The sequence below is a fragment of the Flectobacillus major DSM 103 genome, assembly GCF_000427405.1.
GTDB classification, from domain to species: Bacteria; Bacteroidota; Bacteroidia; order Cytophagales; family Spirosomataceae; genus Flectobacillus; species Flectobacillus major.
Genome location: NZ_KE386491.1, coordinates 1,884,298 through 1,907,400, shown reverse-complemented (window position 1 = coordinate 1,907,400; position 23,103 = coordinate 1,884,298). Strand labels below are relative to the sequence as shown.

The 23,103-nt window shown below is 38.1% G+C and carries 22 protein-coding genes; 9 read left to right on the top strand and 13 right to left on the bottom strand.

Annotation, left to right across the window (positions count from 1 at the left end):
- From folB to FLEMA_RS0109855, 3 genes are all read right to left on the bottom strand, one after another.
- The gene (gene folB, locus FLEMA_RS0109865; protein ID WP_026995336.1) at positions 1-351 is read right to left on the bottom strand and encodes a dihydroneopterin aldolase; all 351 of its coding nucleotides are present in this window, start codon (positions 349-351) and stop codon (positions 1-3) included.
- 172 nt (positions 352-523) lie between these two features.
- Positions 524-1,633, bottom strand: coding sequence for a DivIVA domain-containing protein (locus tag FLEMA_RS76080; protein ID WP_052354050.1), 1,110 nt, complete (start codon positions 1,631-1,633; stop codon positions 524-526).
- A gap of 125 nt (positions 1,634-1,758) precedes the next feature.
- The gene (locus FLEMA_RS0109855; protein ID WP_026995335.1) at positions 1,759-2,670 is read right to left on the bottom strand and encodes a WD40 repeat domain-containing protein; all 912 of its coding nucleotides are present in this window, start codon (positions 2,668-2,670) and stop codon (positions 1,759-1,761) included.
- Positions 2,671-2,843: 173 nt separating this feature from the next.
- Between FLEMA_RS0109855 and FLEMA_RS0109850 the strand changes: the two genes are divergently transcribed.
- Positions 2,844-3,479, top strand: a complete 636-nt coding sequence (locus FLEMA_RS0109850; protein WP_026995334.1) for a 4'-phosphopantetheinyl transferase family protein — start codon at positions 2,844-2,846, stop codon at positions 3,477-3,479.
- Between the two features lie 94 nt (positions 3,480-3,573).
- Here FLEMA_RS0109850 and FLEMA_RS0109845 read toward each other — a convergent pair whose 3' ends face one another.
- A complete protein-coding gene (locus FLEMA_RS0109845) occupies positions 3,574-4,413 on the bottom strand; it encodes a transglutaminase-like domain-containing protein (protein WP_026995333.1) in 840 nt (279 codons plus the stop codon).
- 292 nt (positions 4,414-4,705) lie between these two features.
- On the opposite strand from FLEMA_RS0109845, the gene galE reads away from it, so the two are divergent.
- From galE to rfbA, 3 genes are read left to right on the top strand one after another with little or no spacing between them, the layout of a single operon-like run.
- Positions 4,706-5,725 carry a UDP-glucose 4-epimerase GalE gene (gene galE, locus FLEMA_RS0109840; protein WP_026995332.1) on the top strand — a complete coding sequence of 340 codons (1,020 nt, stop codon included), beginning with the start codon at positions 4,706-4,708 and terminating at the stop codon, positions 5,723-5,725.
- A gap of 28 nt (positions 5,726-5,753) precedes the next feature.
- Positions 5,754-6,809, top strand: a complete 1,056-nt coding sequence (gene rfbB / locus FLEMA_RS0109835) for a dTDP-glucose 4,6-dehydratase (protein WP_026995331.1) — start codon at positions 5,754-5,756, stop codon at positions 6,807-6,809.
- Between the two features lie 17 nt (positions 6,810-6,826).
- A complete protein-coding gene (rfbA, locus tag FLEMA_RS0109830; RefSeq protein ID WP_026995330.1) occupies positions 6,827-7,687 on the top strand; it encodes a glucose-1-phosphate thymidylyltransferase RfbA in 861 nt (286 codons plus the stop codon).
- A 52-nt stretch (positions 7,688-7,739) separates the two neighbouring features.
- Here the strand turns inward: rfbA and chrA are convergent, their stop codons facing one another.
- The 5 genes from chrA to FLEMA_RS0109805 form a co-directional block, all read right to left on the bottom strand.
- A complete protein-coding gene (gene chrA, locus FLEMA_RS0109825) occupies positions 7,740-8,912 on the bottom strand; it encodes a chromate efflux transporter (RefSeq protein ID WP_081681299.1) in 1,173 nt (390 codons plus the stop codon).
- A 189-nt stretch (positions 8,913-9,101) separates the two neighbouring features.
- Entirely contained in the window at positions 9,102-10,079 is a 978-nt protein-coding gene (locus tag FLEMA_RS0109820; RefSeq protein WP_026995328.1) for an isopenicillin N synthase family dioxygenase, read from the bottom strand.
- 96 nt (positions 10,080-10,175) lie between these two features.
- Positions 10,176-10,925, bottom strand: coding sequence for a superoxide dismutase (locus FLEMA_RS0109815; RefSeq protein ID WP_026995327.1), 750 nt, complete (start codon positions 10,923-10,925; stop codon positions 10,176-10,178).
- Positions 10,926-10,986: 61 nt separating this feature from the next.
- On the bottom strand, positions 10,987-11,604 hold the full coding sequence (gene recR, locus FLEMA_RS0109810) for a recombination mediator RecR (protein WP_026995326.1): 618 nt from the start codon (positions 11,602-11,604) through the stop codon (positions 10,987-10,989).
- Positions 11,605-11,649: 45 nt separating this feature from the next.
- On the bottom strand, positions 11,650-11,931 hold the full coding sequence (locus FLEMA_RS0109805; protein ID WP_026995325.1) for an ATP-dependent Clp protease adaptor ClpS: 282 nt from the start codon (positions 11,929-11,931) through the stop codon (positions 11,650-11,652).
- Between the two features lie 202 nt (positions 11,932-12,133).
- Between FLEMA_RS0109805 and FLEMA_RS0109800 the strand changes: the two genes are divergently transcribed.
- Entirely contained in the window at positions 12,134-13,576 is a 1,443-nt protein-coding gene (locus FLEMA_RS0109800) for a sodium:solute symporter (RefSeq protein WP_026995324.1), read from the top strand.
- A gap of 70 nt (positions 13,577-13,646) precedes the next feature.
- Here FLEMA_RS0109800 and lolA1 read toward each other — a convergent pair whose 3' ends face one another.
- On the bottom strand, positions 13,647-14,279 hold the full coding sequence (gene lolA1 / locus FLEMA_RS0109795) for an outer membrane lipoprotein periplasmic chaperone LolA1 (protein ID WP_026995323.1): 633 nt from the start codon (positions 14,277-14,279) through the stop codon (positions 13,647-13,649).
- A gap of 340 nt (positions 14,280-14,619) precedes the next feature.
- Here lolA1 and FLEMA_RS0109785 point away from each other — a divergent pair, with 340 nt between their 5' ends.
- From FLEMA_RS0109785 to FLEMA_RS0109765, 4 genes are all read left to right on the top strand, one after another.
- Positions 14,620-17,067, top strand: a complete 2,448-nt coding sequence (locus FLEMA_RS0109785; RefSeq protein ID WP_026995321.1) for a putative glycosyltransferase family protein — start codon at positions 14,620-14,622, stop codon at positions 17,065-17,067.
- Between the two features lie 178 nt (positions 17,068-17,245).
- Complete coding sequence (locus tag FLEMA_RS0109775) at positions 17,246-17,959, top strand: 3-keto-disaccharide hydrolase (protein ID WP_026995319.1); 714 nt, start codon at positions 17,246-17,248, stop codon at positions 17,957-17,959.
- Between the two features lie 131 nt (positions 17,960-18,090).
- Positions 18,091-18,966: a YicC/YloC family endoribonuclease gene (locus FLEMA_RS0109770; protein ID WP_026995318.1), complete on the top strand. Its 876-nt coding sequence runs from the start codon at positions 18,091-18,093 to the stop codon at positions 18,964-18,966.
- Between the two features lie 189 nt (positions 18,967-19,155).
- A complete protein-coding gene (locus tag FLEMA_RS0109765; protein WP_026995317.1) occupies positions 19,156-19,734 on the top strand; it encodes a DNA-3-methyladenine glycosylase in 579 nt (192 codons plus the stop codon).
- A 7-nt stretch (positions 19,735-19,741) separates the two neighbouring features.
- Here the strand turns inward: FLEMA_RS0109765 and FLEMA_RS0109760 are convergent, their stop codons facing one another.
- The 3 genes from FLEMA_RS0109760 to FLEMA_RS0109750 all read right to left on the bottom strand — a co-directional run bounded on the left by FLEMA_RS0109760 (position 19,742) and on the right by FLEMA_RS0109750 (position 23,095).
- A complete protein-coding gene (locus FLEMA_RS0109760) occupies positions 19,742-20,632 on the bottom strand; it encodes a DMT family transporter (RefSeq protein WP_026995316.1) in 891 nt (296 codons plus the stop codon).
- A gap of 86 nt (positions 20,633-20,718) precedes the next feature.
- Positions 20,719-21,795 carry a ferrochelatase gene (gene hemH, locus FLEMA_RS0109755; protein ID WP_026995315.1) on the bottom strand — a complete coding sequence of 359 codons (1,077 nt, stop codon included), beginning with the start codon at positions 21,793-21,795 and terminating at the stop codon, positions 20,719-20,721.
- A gap of 139 nt (positions 21,796-21,934) precedes the next feature.
- Complete coding sequence (locus FLEMA_RS0109750) at positions 21,935-23,095, bottom strand: DUF4249 domain-containing protein (RefSeq protein WP_044171194.1); 1,161 nt, start codon at positions 23,093-23,095, stop codon at positions 21,935-21,937.
- Positions 23,096-23,103: the final 8 nt, after the last annotated feature.

Here is a 23,103-nt window from a genome sequence, read left to right as displayed (position 1 = left end):
CTATCCTTGAAGCGTAACTTTTGCACGAGTACAAACCCCTCCTATTGGTGGGTTAAACTTGGATACAGTTACCTGAACTTCGTCGATATTAGGATACACCTCTCTAACCTTTTCGATAATCAGTTGTCCGATGTGTTCAAGAAGTTTTGCCTTTATTTTCATAACTTCTGCTATAATATTATAAAGGTCTACATAGTTTACGGTAGCTTTTAGTTGGTCTTTTTCGGCAGCTTCACTAAAGTCGGTGGTAATCTGAATATCGATTTGGTATCTATTTCCCATTTTCCTTTCCTCTTCATAAAAACCATGATAGGCAAAAAACTCTAAACCTTCTAATGAAATTGTTCCCATTGAAATTATCTTTTTAAAAGTACAAAAAAAAGTCAGGTAGTTTCCTACCTGACACAAAACTATACATATTGTTTGGGTATCAAGGCAATACTTTATGGGGCTTAGACAATAGTAAATTTTACAAAATCAACTTGATTGGCTGTTAAATTTCTATTATTCATTCGCTCAGTTATTAGAACGAATCAAAAAAAGAACCTCCCCCATTATTGATACTACCAGGATTGTCTTTTTTAAATTCCTCCATTACCGACGAAACCGTTGGCAAGCCTAAGTCTTTGCCATCTGTCAATTTTTTAGGACGTTTTGTGGACTTAGCCTCTTTTATCAGACTTTCGGTATTGTCTTGAATCGTTGAGGTTTCCTCTTTAGACGACTCCTCTGCTTCAGCCTCTTCATGCGTTGTTTCATATTCGAGGGTAGTTGTCTCCATAAAGTCTTGCTGTAAAATAGCCGACAACGTTGGCAACTCTGCTTCTTCATCATCTCTGTCTGAAGGCTCGGCCAAATGCTTTTCTTCGTTGTGAACAATAGCCGAAACTGTTGGAAGCTCGTCATTCTCATCGTCAAAATCATTGGCGGGTTCAAACTCTACCAAAGGAAGTTCTTCGGCAGGTGACTCGTCGGTAGCAACTTCTGTTGCTAATGGAACAGCATGAGCTTGTTCTGGAACAGGTTCAGTAATCGGCTCGATAGGTACGTCGATACTGCTTGGTTCTACGACAGTCGCAACGCTTGTACGTTCTTCAAACTTCGCTACCTTATCGAGAGTATCGGTAGCAAATTTTTTCAATTCTTGAACTAACAAATCTTTGTAACGTTCCAGAGCTTTGGTATCACGCTCAAAACTTTTCAGTTTATTATCGGCATCTTCTACCAAGTAAGTGGCCTTGCTTTCAGCATCGGTAACGGTAATATTGGCATTTCTGCGGGCTTCATTAGCAATAGCATCGGCTTCGATACGAGCATTTTCGATAATTTTTGTAGCTTCTACCTTGGCTTCATCTACAATCTTGGCAGCTTCGGCATAGGCTTTATCATTAATCTCTTTCTGAGCATCTTCGGCTACTTTTAGGGTTTTGAACAAACTTGTCTCTATTTCTTTGACACGATTAACCTCTTGTTCAGCTTTGTCTAATTGCTGTTTGGTCACTCTTACTTCTTCGGCAACACGCTCCCATTCTTGCGAAAGGGATAATAAAAATGCGTCAACCGATTCGGTATCATATCCTCTAAAACTTTTATCAAAAGTATGCTGTCTGATTTCTAAGGGAGTAATTCTCATATCTGTATTTTATTAATAAATCCTAAGCAATTTACTTAGGACAAAAACACGTAGGATGTCTGCTTCTACAAAGGTATCAATTAATATAGTTATTTATTCGCTATTTATGCACTCGAACCGTCTTTTTATGAAACTTTTTCTTTTATTTGCCATACTGATACCTTTTTATCGTCGGACGAAGATATTAAAAGATTTTCATATTCAGACCATAGCAGTTTATTGATAGATGTTCCATGCCCTGCATGTCTGGCTCGGTCAATTACTTTGAGCAACTTAAATGTTTGAGCGTCCCAAACTTTAATAGATTTGTCCATGCTACAGGTAGCAAATAATTTACCATCTGAGCGATAACAAATATCGTTGATAGCAAACAAGTGTGCAACTATATCTTGATGAATAGTATAGTTATCACTTACCTTCCAAACCTTCAAGTGTGCATCTCGACTACCACTCAGCAAAAATTGATAATCTGGAGAATACTTTACCGTAAAAACGGAATTTTGGTGAGCTTGAATAATATGCTTTAAAGTTAAATCACTCAAATCAAAAATCTTGATAGTAAAATCGCTGTAGGCTACCGCCAATTCGTTGGTAAAAGGATTAATATCTATACTCCGAACACTTTTATCAGAAGCCTTGATATGTTTTTTTACTAGAAAAAGAGCTACATCCATTACCACAACTGTTCCATCTGAAAGCCCAACAAAGGCACTATTGTCATGAATCTTTATAACGAATATAGACGATGAGGTAATCTTTACCGACGATAATTCTTTTTTATTTTTGGCATCTATCAGGTGGATACCATCAAAATTTTGGCCCACCCACAAGTGTTCCCGCTGTGAATCAAAGCAAATCGCATAAATAGAAGATGGTATTTGAGCAAACAACTCACCAACATCAGGGGTTTTTAAATTCCACCTTACTACCAAGCCATCGCCTCCTGCAGAAAAAAAGTGAGTATTCTCTGAGCCTTTTTCCAAGGTATATACGCAATCTCGATGTCCAGAGAATGTATCTATTTTTTCTACTTGCATACGTTATTTCTTTATTACTAGGCAAATTTCGAGGTTTTGTTGCCTATTTAGGTTTGCAAAAATACGCTATTTTGGCTACCCTTCAAAAAATGTATTGAACAATGGACAAGGCAATGGTTTTGATTCTTTAATAAAGTTTCTGAAATTTGTAGTTCAACTACCCAACAACATCAATGTCGCTCGTTTTTTGTCAACATACCAACCCTTCAAGCAAAATTGCCTTATGGAAAATTGAAGAGAATTTACAGTTTTATACCTCTTACTTAGGTATTTCAGAAAATAAAATCCAAGAATTATCGAATGTAACACACCCTCAGAAGCAATTGGAATGGTTGGCCAGTAGAACTTGCGTCAAATACCTTTGTGAGCAAATGGGTATCGAATATCGGGGTGTTGCCAAAGACGAATATAGCAATCCTTCTCTTAATAATCATGTTGCTCACATTTCGATAACTCACACCGATTTGTATGCAGCAGTAAGTATCAGCTTAGATAGCCCCGTTGGCATAGATATTGAAAAAATATCAGATAAACTCAACCGAGTTGCCCACAAATATCTATCAACCAACGAGTTGATAGCAGCCAATAATAGCCTTCAAAAAAAATGTATTTATTGGTGTGCCAAAGAAAGTCTATACAAATGGCATGGCAAAAAAAACTTAAGCTTTAAAGAACATATTTTTTTAGACAATTTTGACGAAAATATTAGTCAGGTTACAGGCAAAATCATTCATCATACCGAATCTGAAAGTTCGCATACGCTCAATGTGTATTACCAAGATGACTATATTTTAACGGTTACTCTCTAAGAGTGAATGCTGATTTTTAAGTACCTATTATATAAATCCTCAAAATAGGCATTCGTAATTCAGCATTCTACCTTACGCCACCAATTACCAACAATTATAACATTTGATTCAAGATAAACTCTAACTCTTTGACTTTGTCGTCGTCGCCAACTTTTTCAAAAGCCAAAATCAAGTTTCGAAGCACCCTTCTAATAATGTCCAGATTGGTACAAGGTTGATAAAAAATATCGTTAGGGCTTAAATTCAACTGCGACAAATAATTATCTATATCGCCCTTGCTAAATACCAAACCTCGGTTGAATACATTAATATAAAACTGCATCCGTTCCGACTTGTAAGTTAGAATAAATAAATTCGGCAAGTTGACCCCAAACACTGGCATGTTTAGTTTTTGAGCAATAAGCATGTAAATCACACACAACGAAATAGGATTTCCTTTTTTTGAATCTAACACAATATTTATCATCGAGTTAGATGCCGAATGAAAATGCTTGGTATTAGCTCCAAATTTTAACTTAGCAAAAATAACCGAGTTAAGCACTTTAATTTGATCCATCGGGTGCATATTATCCCGAAATTCCATCCAAATATCGTAATATACTTGTTCTAAATCTTGTTTAAGTTTTTCAATCGAAAGCTCAGGATACTGATAAGTAGCTATAGCCCACATTCCTTCTAGCAAATCTTCGCCACCAGCTTCGTACCAAGCCATAATACGCTTTTGGAAAGCCTCGTACTGTAAATCGTGGATCAAATCTTCTAATTTTTTTTGGATAACAGGGCTGAGCGAAGATTCTTCCCAGCGGTCTTCCAAGAACGGTATTATATTTCCGCCCAAAGAACGAATCCTAGATTCCACTAATGTAACTACCTCATTATCATCGTCATCCAACAACGACACAAGAGCTTTTATTTCCGACTGATTTAATTCCATTCTCTATTTTTAAAATATCGTATCCAACAACAATTTATAGCGTTAGGCAATACCTATAAGGTATTCATTATCAAACTATTACAAAAACAAAAATATACCTTCAAAAGTACGATTATTACTAAAAAATTAAATGATATATTGAAAATACAATTTATCATTTAAAACTACAAATAAAGCTTCAAGGTTCAAGTACTTACGCCAAATACTCATAAATAAGAAATATAATTTTTTTTAGATTTCGATTATACTAACTTTGCTTATTCAAAACGTCATTTCTTTATTCATAATAATTATGAAAATACTCGTTACAGGTGGAGCAGGATTCATTGGCTCGCATACAGTTGTAGAATTATACAAAGCAGGCTATGAATCTATTATCCTCGACAACTTCTCTAATTCCGAAAAAGCCGTACTAGATGGGCTTACTACAATTATCGGGCAATCTGTAAAATACTACGAAGCCGATATTAATGATGCTGCCGCTTGGGACAAGGTATTTACCGAGCAACAAATCGATGGTATTATTCACTTTGCAGCCAACAAAGCTGTAGGCGAGTCGGTAAAAGAACCGCTAAAATACTACAGAAATAATGTAGCGGCAACTGTATTGATGCTCGAAAAAATGCAAGAACATGGCGTAAGCAACTTGGTTTTCTCTTCATCATGTACCGTTTATGGCCAACCCGACGCATTGCCTGTAACAGAAAAATCATCGGTAAAACCTGCTAATTCTCCATACGGTAACACCAAACAAATTTGTGAAGAAATTATCAGCGATACCGTAGCTACAGAAAAAGGCTTAAAGGCTATCTCTTTGCGATACTTCAACCCTATTGGGGCTCATGAAAGTGCTCTTATTGGCGAATTGCCGATTGGTGTACCTGCCAACCTTGTTCCTTTTATTACCCAAACAGTAGCTGGGCTTAGGGGGCAATTGTCTGTTTTTGGCGACGACTACCCAACTTCAGACGGCACGGCTGTGCGTGACTATATCCATGTAGTTGACCTTGCCAAAGCTCACGTTTCGGCATTGGCGTTATTATTAGAACAAAAAGACAAAAATACATATTATGATTTTTTCAATATTGGTACTGGAAAAGGTAGTACCGTATTGGAAGTTATTCAAGCGTTTGAATCATCGACAGGGCTCAAGGTAGATTACGCTATCAAACCAAGAAGAGAAGGTGATGTTACTGCGGTGTATGCCGACTGTACAAAATCAAATGAAGTATTGGGGTGGAAAGCCGAAAAAACCTTGGCAGAAGCTCTTGCTGATGCTTGGCGTTGGCAAGTTGCTGTTTCAAAACGATAATCCACAGATTTATTGACAATTTAAAAGTATGAAAAAAATTCTTATTACTGGAGGTGCAGGCTTTATTGGGTCGCATGTAGTTAGACTATTTGTAACCAAATACCCTGATTATCAAATCTTTAACTTGGACAAGCTTACCTATGCTGGTAATTTGGCCAACTTAACCGATATTGAAAACCAACCCAACTATACCTTCGTAAAAGGTGATATCACCGACGCAGCTTTTATAGATAGCCTTTTTGCCGAACACCTATTCGACGGCGTTATCCATTTAGCGGCAGAGTCACACGTTGACCGTTCAATTACCGACCCTATGGCTTTTGTGATGACCAATGTAGTAGGAACGGTAAATTTATTGAATGCCGCCAAAAATACTTGGAAAGGCAGCTACGAGTCTCGTCGTTTTTATCATGTATCTACCGACGAAGTGTATGGCGAGCTTCACAATCCAGAAGATTTCTTTACCGAAACTACACCTTATGACCCACGTTCGCCTTATTCTGCATCAAAGGCTTCGTCCGATCACTTTGTTCGTGCTTACGGAAATACCTACAAATTGCCTGTAGTGATTACCAACTGCTCTAATAATTATGGGCCAAATCATTTCCCTGAGAAATTGATTCCTTTGATGATTCACAATATTATCAATAACAAGCCTTTACCTGTTTATGGCAAAGGCGAAAATGTTCGTGATTGGCTGTTTGTTGTTGACCATGCAAGAGCTATCGATACGGTGTATCACCAAGGAGTCCTTGGCGAAACCTACAATATTGGTGGTTTTAATGAATGGAAAAATATCGACATCGTAAAATTACTATGTTCGGTAATGGACAAAAAGCTCAACCGTGAAGCAGGTTCTTCTGAACAGCTTATTACCTACGTAACCGACCGTGCTGGCCATGATTTGCGCTATGCGATTGATGCTACAAAAATCATGAATGAGTTAGGCTGGAAACCTTCGTTACAATTTGAAGAAGGTTTAGAAAAAACCGTTGATTGGTTCTTGTCAAATAGCGAATGGCTCGACAACGTTACGTCTGGTAATTATCAGAAATATTACGATACCATGTACACAAACCGATAATTAACCCATCTATATATATGAAAGGTATTATTTTAGCAGGTGGTTCGGGTACACGACTGCATCCGCTCACGTTGGCCGTAAGCAAGCAATTAATGCCTGTTTATGACAAACCTATGATTTATTACCCGCTTTCTATTTTGATGCTGGCGGGTATCAAAGAAATCTTGATTATTTCAACGCCTCACGATTTGCCAAATTTCAAAAAGCTTCTTGGCGATGGCTCGCAAGTAGGCTGTAGCTTTAGCTATGCCGAACAGCCTTTGCCCAATGGCTTGGCTCAGGCTTTTGTGATTGGCGAAGAGTTTATTGGCGACGACAAGGTGGCCTTGGTACTTGGTGATAACATTTTTTATGGAAGCGGTTTAAGCAAATTACTACAAGCCAACAACAACCCCGACGGTGGTGTGGTATATGCTTATCAAGTACACGACCCTGAGCGTTATGGTGTGGTCGAGTTTGACAACGATTTTAATGTGATCTCTATCGAAGAAAAACCTCAATCTCCAAAATCCAATTATGCTGTACCAGGCTTGTATTTCTATGACAATGATGTAGTGGAAATTGCTAAAAACATTGCACCCTCACCACGTGGCGAATACGAAATTACGGATGTCAATAAAGAATACCTTAAAAGAGGTAAGCTAAAAGTGGGGGTTCTCAATCGTGGAACAGCTTGGTTAGATACAGGTACATTTGCCTCTCTCATGCAAGCAGGACAGTTTGTTCAGGTTATTGAAGAAAGACAAGGATTAAAAATTGGTTGTATTGAAGAAGTAGCCTATAGAATGGGCTTCATTGACGCCGAACAGCTCAAGCTGGTAGCTCAGCCATTGGTAAAGAGTGGATACGGACAGTACCTCCTCAACCTTTTGAAATAAGAGTAAGAGTATTGTACCCAAAGATCCGCCATGTTGCGGCTCTTTGGGTATATTATAAATACAAAATCAAGCCTAACAATAAGCCTCCTAAAAAGATAAAAAAACTAGGTAGTTTGGTAAACCGAATAACCAGTAAAGTTGCTATAATAGTAAATACTCCTGCAAAGTCTCGCTCATGCACAATAGGCATCAAAAATGAAATAGCTGCTGCCAATGTCAACCCGACAGACGAGGCATTGATACCATCTAAAGATGCACGAATAGCCCTGAACTGTTTCAGTTGACCCCAAATACGATATACAAAAAATATAAGAAATGTGCCAGGCAAGAAAATCCCTGCTGCACCCACTGCACTACCCAATATTTGTTGGCCAAGCCCCTCGCCCTTCATAGCAAGTGTACCCAAATACGAAGTAAAAGCAAATACAGGCCCTGGCAAAGCCTGTGACAAAGCCATACCTGTCAAAAAATCATCGCCACGAATCAACTCCTTAAATTCAACAAACTCTGTATAAAGCATAGGAGCTAAAACTTGTCCTCCGCCAAAAACCAAACTTCCATTTCGATAAAAATTCTCGAATAACAGAATTGGCATCGAATCTGTAAAATGGCCTAGTACAGCCAAAAAAGCTAAAAATCCCCAAAACAAATTAAAATTAGCCCAAGGAATAATCATTTTATGCTTGGTCTGGCGTGGATAATCTTTATAGTTAAACGAAGTGAGCGTTCCTCCTACAATAAGAGCAATAGGACAAACCCATGGTGATTGATAATAATACGCAAATCCAGCAGAAAGTACCATTAAAACATAGCCTGTATAGTTTTTCAAAACAAGCTTTCCTAAAATAATCCCTGAATGAATAATAAAGGCAATTCCAATAGGTTGGATAAAACGAACAATATCTCTGTTTTTCAGGTAAGTCATACCCAAGGCTGCTACCGTCATAATAGATACGGCTGGCAAAATCCAAAGGATTAGCGTAATATAAGCCAGATTAGGCCCCCCAATTTTATACCCAATAGCAGTAAGGGTTTGTGTTGAGGTTGGGCCTGGCAAAAAAGCACACAATGCTTGTATCTCTAGTAGTTCTTCTTCCGTCAGATAACCTTTCTTTTTTACCAATCGGTCAATAAACATAGCTAAATGCACTTGAGGCCCTCCAAAAGTGGTAAATGCTAATATTAAAACATCCTTTAGGAAATCTAAGTGTTTAATTTGTTTCATCAGTTTTAGCAGCAAAAGCGGTAGAATTTGACCTTCCTCAATACAAATCGACGCAATGGCCTAATTCTTTACAATAAACAAAAGGTTTGACTGACATTGCTGCTACAATCAAACCTTTTGCGAAATTCAGAAAATTGCTTTTATAAAACAAATCATCTCTGTGATTTAGAGATGATTATGTCATATAATTTATTTTTTTAGTCCTAATTCTATCAATCTTTCATTCAAAAACTCCCCTGCGGTCATATCAACATACAATTTAGGGTTGTCCTGAGACACGCAAGTAGGCAAACAAGTTAAGTCCATTTCGGCACGAGGGTGCATAAAAAACGGAATAGAAAAACGAGATGTCCCCAATTTTTCTCGTGGTGGATTAACAACTCTGTGAATCGTAGATTTGAGCTTATGGTTGGTCAAACGGTCGAGCATATCGCCAACATTTACAACCACATATTCGGGTAATGAAGTAATAGGAATCCACTCGCCATCTCTACGCAGCACTTCTAACCCTTCGGCCGAAGCCCCCATCAAAAGGGTAATCAAATTAATATCACCGTGTGCTGCTGCACGTACCGCCCCATCTGGAACCTCCTCAGGATTGGGAATCGGAAAATAGTGAATAGCTCTTAAAATAGAATTACCATGCTTTACTTTTTCCTCGAAGAAATCTTCTGGAAGCTCCAAATACAAAGCAATCGCTTGAAGTAATTTTTTGCCAGCATTTTCCAAAGTTTTGTAAGCCACTAAAGTAGCCTCCTCAAATTCGGGTTGTTCTTTTGGAAAAACATTATCTGGATACTGAGCCCATATAGGGTCGCCATCATCTACTTTTGGCTGACCAATATGATAAAACTCTTTTAAGTCTGCTACTTTAAAACCTTTTGCCGTTTCTTTTCCTTTGCCAATATACCCACGCTGCCCAGCAATACCCTCAATGGCATATTGTTGTTTTAATTCATCGCTTGAATAAAAGAACTTTTGAACAACATCGTATAACTTATGCGTCAAATCGTCGGTAAGTCCATGATTTTTGACTGCAACAAAGCCTATATTATTAAATGCCGTTCCTAAATCTTGTACAAATTTAGCTTTACGCTCGGTATCACCCGATGTAAAATCTGCTAAATCAAGCGAAGGGATTTTGTCGAGAAGTGTTTCTGAATTCATGATAGTAATACTTTAACTTGTTGTTGATATATACCCCAAATCGCCTTTCCCGAAATGGGACTACAAAGGTCGAAGTATGTTGGTATTAAACAAAAACTATTTTAAAGCATTTTCAAAATTTTTGCTAACAGCGTCCCAATTTACTACATTCCAATAAGCAGCAATATAATCGGCACGCTTGTTTTGGTATTTTAGGTAATAGGCATGCTCCCAAACATCGATACCCAAAATAGGTTGTCCTTTTTTCTCGGCAACATCCATCAAAGGATTATCTTGATTAGGAGTTGAAGTAATTGCCAATTTTTTATCTTGAACAATCAACCAAGCCCATCCCGAACCAAAACGACCAGTAGCAGCCTTTGCAAACTCTTCCTTAAATTTATCAAATGAGCCAAATGTTTTTGTGATTTCTTCGGCCAATGCCCCTTTAGGCGTACCTCCACCCATTGGCGAAAGGATATTCCAGAAAAAAGTATGATTCCAATGTCCACCTGCATTATTACGTACTGCTAGCACTTGCTTGCCTGCATCTTTCAACAAATCCCAAAGCGAAAGCTTTTCTAATGGAGTACCCACAATAGCTTTGTTGAGGTTATCAACATACGCTTTATGATGACGGCCGTGGTGAATTTCCATAGTAAGTTTATCTATGTTTGGTTCTAAACTCTCAGGAGCATAGGGCAAAGCTGCTAAAGTAAAAGGAGCTGACTCGGCCAGGGTTTGTTCCAACGACATCACTGGGAATTTTTTATTATAATTGCTTCCAAAAGAAAAACCCCACGATTTAATGCTTGTCAATGCCAAAGCAGACGCGAGTGTTGTTTTCAAAAAATTTTTACGGTTCATGTGTTTAGAATGATTAATTAAGTTTTGTATAAGATAAGAATACTGAAAAATGCAACAGATTTTATTCGTAAGCAATACGGCTAACGATACTTCGCCCTAGCGTAATTTCGTCGGCATACTCCAGATCGCCTCCAATAGGAATACCTCGGGCGATTGTTGTTATTTTGACTCCAAAAGGTTTTAAACGTTTAGTTAAATAAAAAGCAGTAGTGTCGCCTTCCATTGTTGGGCTAAGGCCAAGGATTACTTCACGGATAGCCTCGTCGGTATTTTGAGCAAGCGTAATTCGTTGAATAAGCGATTCGATTTTTAAATCAGCAGGGCCAATCCCTTCTAATGGCGAAATAATACCTCCTAGTACATGATATAAACCCCGATATTGCGAAGTATTTTCGATAGCTAAAACGTCGCGAGTATCTTCAACAATACATAACAGCGACTTTTCACGCTTGGTATTAGTACAAATTGCACATAAGTCGCTATCCGAGATATTATGACATTGTTGGCAATACCGAATTTGGGTTCGCATTGCCACAATAGCCTCAGCCAATTGAAGCGTATGTTTTTCGTCTCTTTTGAGTAAATGCAAGGCCATTCGCAGGGCAGACTTTTTGCCAATTCCTGGCAACTTGGCTATCTCCTCAATGGCATTTTCAATAAGCTTTGATGGATAATTCAATGTATTAATCACGATTATGAGATACTTGGGGTATCTCGTACTAAATTACATTACCTCCGCTGAGATACCTCGACGACAAATATCATTACGCATAGGGGCTAGTTCGTCGAACGAGCCTTTTTTAACAGCACATTTTCCTTTATAGTGAATTAGGAGGGTACATTGCTCGGCTTGTTCGGGTGTATGACCACAAACATCGATTAGCGTTTCTATTACAAAATCAAATGTATTAATGTCATCATTGAAGACTACAAGGTCGTATTGGTCGATGTCTTTTACTTCTTCCAGTACATCTACTTCTTCTTCAAACTGTTCAAATGGTCGCATTTGCTAAAAATTTATTAAATTTTAATGATTTGGATTTTAATACTTTACCAAAAAGACGATAAATATATATGATTGTCTATTAGCAAATTTAACAAAAAATATCAATTTTGGTGTTCATTTTCATGACAATACCTTTTCAAACTTTATTTAATCATTTCTTAAAAACTGTATATACCCAATTATCAACAACCCACAAAATAATATGACCACAGGTTTAGCTTTTGGAATTCTCGCTGTTTATTTTCTTATGCTGATTATTGTAGCACACTTCACCTCGAAGGGTGCAGATACTAATACTTTTTTTACAGCCAATAAACAATCGCCTTGGTGGTTGGTAGCATTCGGTATGATTGGAACATCCATTTCGGGGGTAACGTTCATTTCGGTACCAGGAGATGTAGGAAAGGTATCTCTTTCTTATTATCAAATTATATTAGGCAACTTGGTTGGGTATTTTGTTATTGCTACGGTATTATTGCCCCTTTACTATCGCCTAAACCTTATCTCGATTTATACTTATCTCGAAAAACGATTTGGATTTTGGTCTTACAAAACAGGCTCTGCTTTTTTCTTGCTAGCCCGTACCCTTGGCTCAGCAGCTAGGTTGTTCTTGGCAGTACAAGTATTACAATTGGCTATATTCGACTCGTGGCATATTCCCTTTGCCGTTTCGGCCTTGGTAACGATTGCTCTTATATGGGTATATACATACAAAGGCGGTGTCAAAACCATTATCGTAACCGATACCCTACAAACGTTTTTCTTATTAACAGCATTGGCACTAACGATTATCTTGATCAACAACAAGCTTAATCTTTCTTTTGGCGAAATGATTTCTACCATTCAGGAAAGTAAGTATTCACAGATGTTCTTCTTCGATGATATTTCTTATAAACATCATTTTATTAAAGACTTTATTTCGGGGGCGTTTATTGCAATAGTGATGACGGGGCTCGATCAAGATTTAATGCAGAAAAACTTGACCTGCAAGAATATTGGCGAAGCTCAAAAAAATATGTTTTGGTTTTGCTGTACGTTTGCCGTAGTTACCTTGATGTTTATTGCCCTTGGTGCGTTGCTTTATATTTATGCCGACAAGATAGGGTTTGCTATTCCTGCCAAAACCGACCAACTGTATCCTATGTTGGCATTGGGTGGGCATTTTGGTACTGTTGCCGCTATCACATTTTTGTTAGGTATTACGGCTGCCACTTACGCAAGCTCCGACTCGGCACTAACAGCACTAACAACAGCTTTTTGTATCGACTTTATGCACATCGAAAAATTCAAAGAGGAAGAACGTAGCAAAATCAAGCATTACGTACACTTAGGTTTTTCGGCTACTTTTTTCGTAGTTATTCTTATTTTCAATGCCTATAGCGAGCAATCTATTGTAGCAGCAGTATTTAATATTGCTGGGTATACCTATGGCCCGTTGCTGGGCTTATTTGCTTTTGGTCTTTTCAGCAAAGTTCCTGTAAATGATAAGCTCGTGCCTTTGGTATGTGTTATATCTCCTATTCTAACTTTTATTGTAGACAGTAATTCAAAAGAGTGGCTCAATGGCTACCAGTTTGGTTTTGAAAAACTTTTACTCAATGGAGCAATTACGATTGTTGGTCTTATTCTTCTTCGTAAAAAATAGAAACAGCTATAGATACAAAAAGAGCGGGCTTCAGACCCGCTCTTTTTGTATCTATAGTAAAAATCAATTTTTATCTTAAATCATTTACTTCAACACCTGGATATTTTGATTTATCGAAAGCAAAGAATTTATCATCAACATTCAAGTTTGGTGTAAATGTATTCACTTTGAAAGTTTGGCGTTTGCCACTTTTATCGGTAATAGTCCAGCTTTTTACAGATTTATCTTTCTTATTCAATTTAATTTTTACTTTAGCAACCTGTGTGCCTTTCTTTTCTGGCGAAAGCTCTAGTACTTCATAAGTATCAGCACCTTCTTTTACTTCTTCAACAAAAACATAACGGTATCCTTTTTTGTCGAAAGTGTATACTTTAGCTGGATTCAAATCATTGTCTGACGGTTCGTAGTCTGAAATGTTTACTTCATTCGTTTCTTTGATATATGTAGCCACCTCTTTGCCGTTATTGAAAAGCTCTTGACCAGCTAATTTTAAGCGATATTTCTGACCTTTTACGGTAATATCACCTTTGAGTACTTGTTTTGTTCCATCAACACCATAAGAAAACGAAGCACTAAAAGACTTCATAGCCTTATATTTCTTTTGCATTGCATCTATAATGGCACCAGCTTTTGAATCCTGAGCATGGGCATTTGTAAGGTTAACAGCCAATGCGATTGTAACAATTGAAATGAACTTTTTCATTCTGAGTGGGTATGAGTGTATTTATAACTTATGGACAAATTTACAGAGAAAAGGTTTGATTTTTTACTTAAAAAAATGAAAAAAGGGAATAAATACCCCGTTTTTCTAATAATAATCCAATACTTTATAAGTTATAAACGAAATAAGCAGGTCTGTTTTGTATATTTTGTCCCTAAAGTTGGAGGCATTACACTTGCGAATGCAGGAATCCTTTTATCTTTGCTTCATTGTATGCTAAAACAGAACTAAACACACAATTGGTGGCTTTGGCAATGAGGTGACGGCTATTGGCCAACCCCAAAACGTATTAAACAAAAGAAAAATCTTACTTCACAAGAACATGCAATTTTCATTTAAGAAGTTCCTTCCTCATTTTATTGCAATCGTATTATTTGCAGTATTAGCAGGAATTTACGCAGCACCTGCCCTCAAAGGGAAAATTATTCAGCAACACGATATTCAGATGGCCCAAGCGGCCGCTCATGAGTCGGTTGAGTTTAAGAAAGAAACAGGCGAACAAACTTGGTGGACCAACTCGATGTTTGCAGGTATGCCTACCTATTTGATTTCAGCTTCGTATCCCAACAGTATTACTACTCGTATAGGGCAATATGCCAATAATATACTACCAAGCCCATTAAATATGATATTCCTCCAAATGCTAGGAATGTATATTTTCTTGCTTGTATTGGGGCTAAACAATTGGCTGTCGGTATTGGGAGCTATTGGCTACGCTTTTGCCACATTCAACATGGTTATTATTCCAGCAGGGCACAACTCCAAGGTATTGGCACTGGCTTTTGCTCCGCTGATTATGGCGGGTACACTTCTTGTTTTGCGAGGACGGTATTTGCTTGGTGCGGCACTCACAGCCTTATTCATGGGCTTGGAGCTATATGCCAACCACGTCCAAATCACCTATTACCTATTTATGTCGTGGGGCTTGTTTATTCTTTTCGAATCTATTCAACAAATCAAGGCTGGCAAAGCCAAGCAACTTGTAGTGTCGTTGGCAGTATTGGCTGGTGCGTTAGGCTTAGGAGCAGCCAACCACTCCATGCGTCTGTTGAGCAACGCCGAATATTCAAAAGAAAGTATCCGTGGAAAATCAGAACTTACAACCAACACACAGTCGAATGGTGGCCTCGACCGCAATTATGCTTTTGACTGGAGCTATGGCATTGTCGAAACAGGCACTCTGTTGATTCCTAACTTCAGAGGTGGGGCTTCAGGGGGGTCGTTGGGAGGCAAAAAATCTGAAACCTACAAAACGCTTATCGATGCCGGACAACCCGAAGAAGTGGCTATTGGTTTTTCTGAAAGAAGCATTGCTTATTGGGGCGACCAAAGCTTTGTAGGTGGTCCAGCTTATTCAGGAGCAGTAATATGTTTCTTATTTTTGATGGGATGTTTCTTGGTACGTGGTTCGCTCAAATGGTGGCTTGTTTCAACAACGGTTTTATACATCGTATTATCATGGGGAAAAAATTTCTTTTTCAACGACTTGATGTTTGACTATTTCCCTATGTTCAACAAATTCAGAGCCGTTACCATGATTCTATGTTTGGTACAATTATCATTGGTTACGCTAGCGGTACTAGGCATTAAGCAAATTGTAGAAAAGAAATTAAGTTTTGAAGAAATCAAAAACGCTTTATTGATAAGCTTTGGGCTTACGGCAGGATTCTCTTTGATACTGGCATTGTTACCTGACTTATTCTTCAATTTCCGTTCGCCCAACGATGCTAGCTTTCAGTTGAGCGGCAACAAAGACTTCGATGCACAGCTACTCAATGCTATTGTAAAAGACCGAGCGTCACTTTTGCGAAGCGATGCCCTACGTACCTTTGGGTTTATTACTGCGGCTGCTATTGCTTTGTGGGCATTTACTACCAAAAAAATAGGCGAGAATATCCTCTATCCTATTTTGATTCTACTGGTACTTACCGACTTATTCGCTGTTGATAAACGCTATTTCAATAACGACTCGTTTATGGACAAAGATGCAGCAGCCGAAAGTGTAGCACCTTCACCAATCGACCAGCAAATTCTTCAAGACAAATCGACCTACAAAGTAATTGACCTTACAACCAACTTTATGAGCGATGCCAAAATGTCGTATTATCACCAATCACTTGGGGGGTATCATGGAGCTAAATTGCGTCGCTATCAAGAACTTGTAGAAGCCCAATTATCTAAAAACCCATTGAATGTTCAGGTACTCAATATGCTGAATGTAAAATATGTGATTGTACCAGGCGGAGCTCAGGGAACACCAATGGTACAAACCAATCCAGATGCTTGTGGCAATGCCTGGTTTGTTAAAGAATATAAAATCGTAGACAATGCCAACCAAGAACTAAAAGCACTTGATAAATTTAACCCTAAACAAACAGCTTTTGTTGACAAACGTTTCCAAGCCGAAATAGGCAACTTGGCTATCAAAGCAGACTCTATCAACAACAAAATTGCCTTAAAAGAATACAAACCCAATCACTTGACCTATACTTCCGAAACCCAGTCAGAACAACTAGCGGTATTTTCGGAAATCTTTTATAATGGCAACAAAGACTGGAAAGCCTATATCGACGGACAATACAAACCTCATTTACGTGCCGACTACGTCCTTAGAGCCATTGTTGTACCAGCAGGAAAGCATACTATAGAGTTTAAGTTTGAGCCAGAAGTAATTGCCAAAGGACAAAAAATCGACTTGGTAGCTTCATTTTTGCTAATCGGCCTTATTGGCGTAGCCGTATTCTTTGAAATCAAGAAAAAGAAAGCCTAGCTTTATTGCCACAAAATACAAGCCAGAAGGAAGTAAAACCCCCTTCTGGCTTTTTTTATTACCTCAAAATACCGATTTCAATACTCAACAGGTCAACAGTATCAAAATAGAATGTATATATTTGCTGATGAATAACGAAATTATCCCAATTTCTATTGATCCCTTTAATTATTAAGACATGAAAAAAACAATCATCTTATCTTGCCTGCTTTTCTCAGCTAGCTTTGTTACAGAAGCCAAAGAAACGCCTAATACATTAACCAAAAAAGAAGTCAAACAAGGATGGCGTTTGCTATTTGATGGTAAAACTACTAATGGATGGCACACTTGGAAAAAACAAGAAGTACTAGCCAACTGGACTGTAGCAGACGGAGCTTTGACTTATGACCCATCGAAAGGAAAAGAAGGTAGCGGCGATTTAGTAACCAACGAAGAGTTTGAAAACTTTGAACTAAACCTAGAATGGAAAATATCACCGAATGGCAATAGCGGTATCTATATCAATAGTATCGAAGACCCTAAATATGGCTACGGATGGTTTACTGGCCCCGAAATCCAAGTATTGGACAACGACGGACACCCTGATGGCAAAATCGAAAAACACCGTGCTGGCAATTTATACGATTTAATTAAATCAACAGAAGAACCCGTAAAACCTGTTGGCCAATGGAATGCCGTAAAAATTATTAGTAATCGTGGAGCTTTAGAAATTCACTTGAATGGCGTAAAAGTAGTAGAAACCAGAATGGACAACCAAAACTGGAAAGACTTGATTGCCAATAGTAAATTCAAAAATATGCCCGATTTTGGAAAGTTCTTGAAAGGACATATCGTTTTGCAAGACCACGGCAATTTGGTGTGGTATCGCAATATCAAAATCAAAACATTATAGTCCTATTAGCTCTTGCTAATAGCCTAGATGCAGTAGTCCCTTTGGTTCAATATCAGCGGAGCTACTGCATTTTTATTTGGACAAGTCAATTTTTACCTGCAAATTGCACTTACACGAAAACAAGATTAACTATGCTTAAATCCATGACTGGCTTCGGAAAAGCCGTAGTAGAAGCAAATAATGTAACTGTAACAGCAGAAGTAAAAAGTCTAAACTCTAAATTTACTGATATATATTGTAGAATTCCTAAAAGTCTTTCCTCCCGAGAAATTGAAATTAGAAATTTACTGACTCAAAATTTAGAACGAGGTAAAATAGAACTCAATATCCAGTTACAATATACCGATACCGCCACAGGAACGTCTGTAAATAGGCCACTTGTTCAAGCCTACATGCGAGACTTATCTGAAACAGCCGAACTATTTGGCCATATCGAACCCTCCGAGTTATTAAAAGTAGCACTTACCATGCCCAACGCCTTTAATACCGATGCCGTTTCGGAAGACCAAAGCGAAAACGAATGGAAAGCTGTTTTGGGTGCTGTCAACAAGGCTATTCAAGAATGTAATAACTTTAGGCTGCGTGAAGGTAAAATCGTACAAAATAAATTTATCGAATACGCTCAGAATATCGGACAACTGCTTTCTGAAGTAGAGGTATTAGACAAAAACCGTATTCCTTCGGTACGTGACCGCCTCCGCAAATCTATTACCGACTTACTCCAAGACGATGAATTTGATAAAAATCGCTTTGAACAGGAGTTGGTATATTATGTTGAGAAATATGATATTTCTGAAGAAAAAGTTCGTTTAAGAACTCACCTCAACTATTTTCAGGATATTGTAATAGAAGGCAGTGGCAAAAAACTCAATTTTCTTTCTCAAGAAATCGGACGAGAAATTAATACTATCGGCTCAAAAGCCAATGATGTAGCGATTCAGCGTTTGGTAGTGAATATGAAAGATGAACTTGAAAAAATCAAAGAACAAACATCTAATGTTTTATAAAAGTTGTTAGGCAACGTACTAAGTCGGTAAGTGTTTTTATCATTTTTTAAGAAATCAGTAACTTAACAACATATTTCAGAGTTTAGGTTATGATATGTTTTAATAATTAGACAAAAACCCTTACTTAGCCAAAGAGGCAATAGGTTTCTATCCTATTGCCTCTTTGACTATAAAACACATTTTTAGAATATGATTACCGATATTTCAACACTATTACAGCTCGATACCCTTTCGCTATCAAAAGAGCTACTTGGCTGGACACTCACGTTGTCGTCGGAAGAAGGCACAACATCGGGTATTATTGTCGAAACCGAAGCCTATTTGCAAGACGACCCCGCTTGTCATGCTTATCGCAAAAAAAGTACTAGAAATGCCCCGATGTTTGGTCAAGCAGGTACTATTTATGTTTACCAGATTTATGGAATGCACTATTGCGTCAATATAGCCTGCAATCAAGAAAACATTGGTGAGGCCGTTTTGATACGAGCTTTAGAACCAACACAAGGTATCGAACTTATGCAAGAACGCCGAAATAGCCTCATACTCAAAAACCTTTGTTCTGGCCCTGCCAAATTAGTACAAGCAATGGGCATCCACAAAGACATGAACTTTTGGACTATCCAACAAAGCAATCTTAGTGTTCTTCCTCCTCAAAGCAATATAGCCGAAAATGACATTGTTACTACCACTCGTATAGGTATTACCCAAGGTGCAGATTTACCCTATCGTTTTTATATCAAAAACAATCCGTTTATAAGTAGGCGTTAGGAGAATTTTAGGAGATAAGCCCCTGATGCGAAATTAATACAATAGCTAATACCGCAATCCCTAAACCTATTTTGTTGATCAAACTAAGCTTCTCTTTGAAAAAGACCATACCAACCACCGACGAAATCAAGATTACGCTAATATTGTACAAAGGCAATACATAAGCTCCGTTGTTGTTAAAAGCATCGAGGGCTTTTAGTAAATAATAAAATGACAAAAAGTTGGGAATCCCTAATGGAAATGCAGCCCAAACACTTTTTATTGAAAATACTTCTAAGCCCTTGGCCAAACGATAAGCAAAAATCAATAACCCAAATACAACCGACCCCGACAATATGGTTAGGGTAAAAGGAATTGTTTGTCCCGATGCCGTTACATATTGGGCATTAAGGTAGTTAAAGGTTGTATTGGTAATACCGTACATCACAAATACCCCTAAAGGCAGTAGCCAATCAAGGCGATTCACGTCTCGAACCCCCTCCTCTTTTTTGAAGGTACTCAGCACCACAGCCAAAATGGCCAAGCCCAAGCCCAAATAATTAAGCCAATCAAAATTTTGGCTCATCTTAAACACAATCAAACTAAACAGTACTGGAATTACCAACGAAATATTATTGGCTAGCGAAGTGGCTGTCATGCCCATTCGTTGGGTAGAAACCCCCGATAGCAAGAAAGTAAGCACAAAGCCTATTCCCAACAAAAGAGCATAATAAGTAGCGTTCTGAGAAAAATCTAATGAAAAATGCTGATTACTTGGAAGAAACAATAACCCCGACAAAATACATACAGGATAATTAAAAATAATAGCCTGAAAGGTATTGACCTTAAAACGAGGATGCAACCTAAAATTAACCAGTAGAATTACCGAAAAAAGAATACTAAGAATTAATGCCAACATATTGATGAAAGATTCGCGTGAAAATAAAAAAAGCAATATACACATTTTGTACATTGCTTTTTTAGGATAATGGCTCAAATCGTAGATTAAGCATTTTTCTTTACCAAGTCGGTAAGAAGCTCTACCCACAGTGGTGAATTATTTAGGCTTTCTACTAATTGCCAGTGTTGACCGCCCATTTCTTCAAAAACTTCTTTATATTCCTCGCCTACTTCTATGGTAGTTTCGAGGCAGTCGGCCACAAATGCAGGAGAAAAAGCCAAAATATTCTTTTTACCCTCCTTGGCCAGCCGCTTGATAGTATCTTCGGTATAAGGCTGAATCCAAGGGTCTCTACCCAACCTTGATTGGAAAGTAGTAATATACGTACCCTCCTCCAAGCCTAATTCCTGAGCCATAAGCCTTGTAGTTTCATGGCACTGAGCTCGGTAGCAGTACTGGTTCATGGCGTGAATGGTATCGCAACAGCTCCCAAAATTACATGTTTTACCCGTACAATCTCCCTTTCTAATCTGACGCTCGGGTACACCATGATAACTAAAAATATAATGGTCGAAATGATGTTCACTCATGTATTTACGAGCTGCCGAAGTAAAGTGTTCGATAAACTTGGGATGGTCGTAATAAGTATTGACAAATTTAATTTCAGGAATAATCTGCCAGTTGCCTACAATATTCATCACTTTTTCGTACACCGAGCCCGTTGTAGCAGAAGCATATTGAGGAAAAAATGGAATAACAATAATTTTTTGAAAACCCGCAACCCTAAACTCTTCCAAAACACTGTCCATACTTGGGCTTTGATAACGCATTGCCAGCTTTACTTCAAAGTTATCGCCTAATTCATTTTGAAGCATTTTTTGAACATCTTCTCCATAAAATTTCAAGGGTGAGCCACGTTCTTCCCAAAGCTCTTGGTATATTTTAGCCGATTTAGGAGCACGAAATGGAGCAATAATCAAATTCACGAGCATCCAACGAAATACCACAGGAATATCGACCACACGGCCATCCATCAAAAACTCTCTCAAATATTTTCTTACATCGGGCGTATTAGGAGAGTCGGGAGTACCAAGGTTAACAATCAATACCCCTGTTTTCAAATCATTTTTGCTAGTGGTAACTTGTGCATTGATGCACTGATTTTTTTCAATAATTTCCATCTTGAGTATGTAAAGCCTCCTCATGAAGGCCAAATAAATGTGAGTTCAACAAACCTACGCTACAAAGTTCTAAAAGGTTTTTTAAAACAACTCAACTTCCTTCACTTTTGTTTCACGATTTTATTATTAACATACCTCCTTAATCGCCTATCCAACCTTCTGGTCGGAAGGGTGTTCGGTAAAGCCCTTCCAAACAAGGTACTTTATCCTGACAATTCACACTACCTGGCGGGCAACTATACACGTTTCCATCAACAACCGTTTTTAATGGATATTCATTGTCTGGCACACCCGCTTGTCTGTCAATATAAAAAATACGTTTTTTAACAGCATATACATCAAATATCCCCAAGATTTTCTCATTTACATCCGCCTTATTCTTGATATTGAGACTGAAGCGAGTTTCGGCTGGCACATCAAACAGTGTTCCTGTATTTTGGGTTTGATTGGCAAGGCTCAGGTAATAATTATATGAATTACGAGTCAAAGAGCGTTGTTCGAGCTGCAAATAATAAGGAGTGTAGTCTGAAAAAGGAACTCTTGCGACTTTTTTACCTGTAATTCGCTTACCATTCAAATAGGCATCCGACATCAGATTTAGTTCGGTACTAAAAGTGGTATTCCAACAAGGCGAGCTACATAAATAATTCCAAACGTCGTTATTAGGAATACGAGGAGACTCGCAATTGCTGGTACTAAAGTTATATTTTGCACCATTCACACAAGTAATACAAAAAGGTGCCCGTTCATAATGCTTCCAAAACCACTGATAGTAATCGCCCAAAGCTGGATCATCCTGAAAATCGGCATATACATTAAAGCCCACTCTACGAGCATCGCCCTTTGAATAAGCGTCATTTATTTCAAATTGAGTAATGACATTTTCAATCTCTGGAGCTTTTCGCATCGTTTCTGCCGTTGACTCATATTCTTTTCCATTGCTCAACTTGATATGCAAAGTATAGGTTTCGCCTATTTTCCCCAAAAAACCATCAGACGAAGCATACACCCCCTTGGCAGCACTCGAAGTCTGTTCTACAAAATCCTCAGTTTGTCCCGATGCCGTAGTCACATACACTTTCGCTCCTGTTATAGCCACAAAGTTGCCCGAACCATCTATTTTATCGGCCGATTGGTACAATTTCACTTTCTGAGCACCCACTTGGTCAGTAATCGAAGCCTCTACCGTAAGGAAACGTTTGTAGGCTACTTGCTCAAAATCATTAATAGGATTAATACAAGCCGACAACAAAGCTATCATCAGCATTAAGGTACTCAAGTGTATATAATATCTGTTCATAATTACAA

Excerpts from the sequence above, each read along its gene's own strand:
- FLEMA_RS0109785 (WP_026995321.1), top strand. The coding sequence starts at position 14,620 with ATGCAATTTTCATTTAAGAAGTTCCTTCCTCATTTTATTGCAATCGTA.
- FLEMA_RS0109850 (WP_026995334.1), top strand. The coding sequence starts at position 2,844 with ATGTCGCTCGTTTTTTGTCAACATACCAACCCTTCAAGCAAAATTGCC.
- FLEMA_RS0109770 (WP_026995318.1), top strand. The coding sequence starts at position 18,091 with ATGCTTAAATCCATGACTGGCTTCGGAAAAGCCGTAGTAGAAGCAAAT.
- hemH (WP_026995315.1), bottom strand. The coding sequence starts at position 21,795 with ATGGAAATTATTGAAAAAAATCAGTGCATCAATGCACAAGTTACCACT.
- lolA1 (WP_026995323.1), bottom strand. The coding sequence starts at position 14,279 with ATGAAAAAGTTCATTTCAATTGTTACAATCGCATTGGCTGTTAACCTT.
- FLEMA_RS0109765 (WP_026995317.1), top strand. The coding sequence starts at position 19,156 with ATGATTACCGATATTTCAACACTATTACAGCTCGATACCCTTTCGCTA.
- FLEMA_RS0109845 (WP_026995333.1), bottom strand. The coding sequence starts at position 4,413 with ATGGAATTAAATCAGTCGGAAATAAAAGCTCTTGTGTCGTTGTTGGAT.
- FLEMA_RS0109855 (WP_026995335.1), bottom strand. The coding sequence starts at position 2,670 with ATGCAAGTAGAAAAAATAGATACATTCTCTGGACATCGAGATTGCGTA.
- FLEMA_RS0109750 (WP_044171194.1), bottom strand. The coding sequence starts at position 23,095 with ATGAACAGATATTATATACACTTGAGTACCTTAATGCTGATGATAGCT.
- rfbA (WP_026995330.1), top strand. The coding sequence starts at position 6,827 with ATGAAAGGTATTATTTTAGCAGGTGGTTCGGGTACACGACTGCATCCG.
- FLEMA_RS0109815 (WP_026995327.1), bottom strand. The coding sequence starts at position 10,925 with ATGAACCGTAAAAATTTTTTGAAAACAACACTCGCGTCTGCTTTGGCA.
- folB (WP_026995336.1), bottom strand. The coding sequence starts at position 351 with ATGGGAACAATTTCATTAGAAGGTTTAGAGTTTTTTGCCTATCATGGT.
- FLEMA_RS0109800 (WP_026995324.1), top strand. The coding sequence starts at position 12,134 with ATGACCACAGGTTTAGCTTTTGGAATTCTCGCTGTTTATTTTCTTATG.
- FLEMA_RS0109760 (WP_026995316.1), bottom strand. The coding sequence starts at position 20,632 with ATGTTGGCATTAATTCTTAGTATTCTTTTTTCGGTAATTCTACTGGTT.
- rfbB (WP_026995331.1), top strand. The coding sequence starts at position 5,754 with ATGAAAAAAATTCTTATTACTGGAGGTGCAGGCTTTATTGGGTCGCAT.
- FLEMA_RS0109775 (WP_026995319.1), top strand. The coding sequence starts at position 17,246 with ATGAAAAAAACAATCATCTTATCTTGCCTGCTTTTCTCAGCTAGCTTT.
- FLEMA_RS0109820 (WP_026995328.1), bottom strand. The coding sequence starts at position 10,079 with ATGAATTCAGAAACACTTCTCGACAAAATCCCTTCGCTTGATTTAGCA.
- FLEMA_RS76080 (WP_052354050.1), bottom strand. The coding sequence starts at position 1,633 with ATGAGAATTACTCCCTTAGAAATCAGACAGCATACTTTTGATAAAAGT.
- chrA (WP_081681299.1), bottom strand. The coding sequence starts at position 8,912 with ATGAAACAAATTAAACACTTAGATTTCCTAAAGGATGTTTTAATATTA.
- galE (WP_026995332.1), top strand. The coding sequence starts at position 4,706 with ATGAAAATACTCGTTACAGGTGGAGCAGGATTCATTGGCTCGCATACA.
- FLEMA_RS0109805 (WP_026995325.1), bottom strand. The coding sequence starts at position 11,931 with ATGCGACCATTTGAACAGTTTGAAGAAGAAGTAGATGTACTGGAAGAA.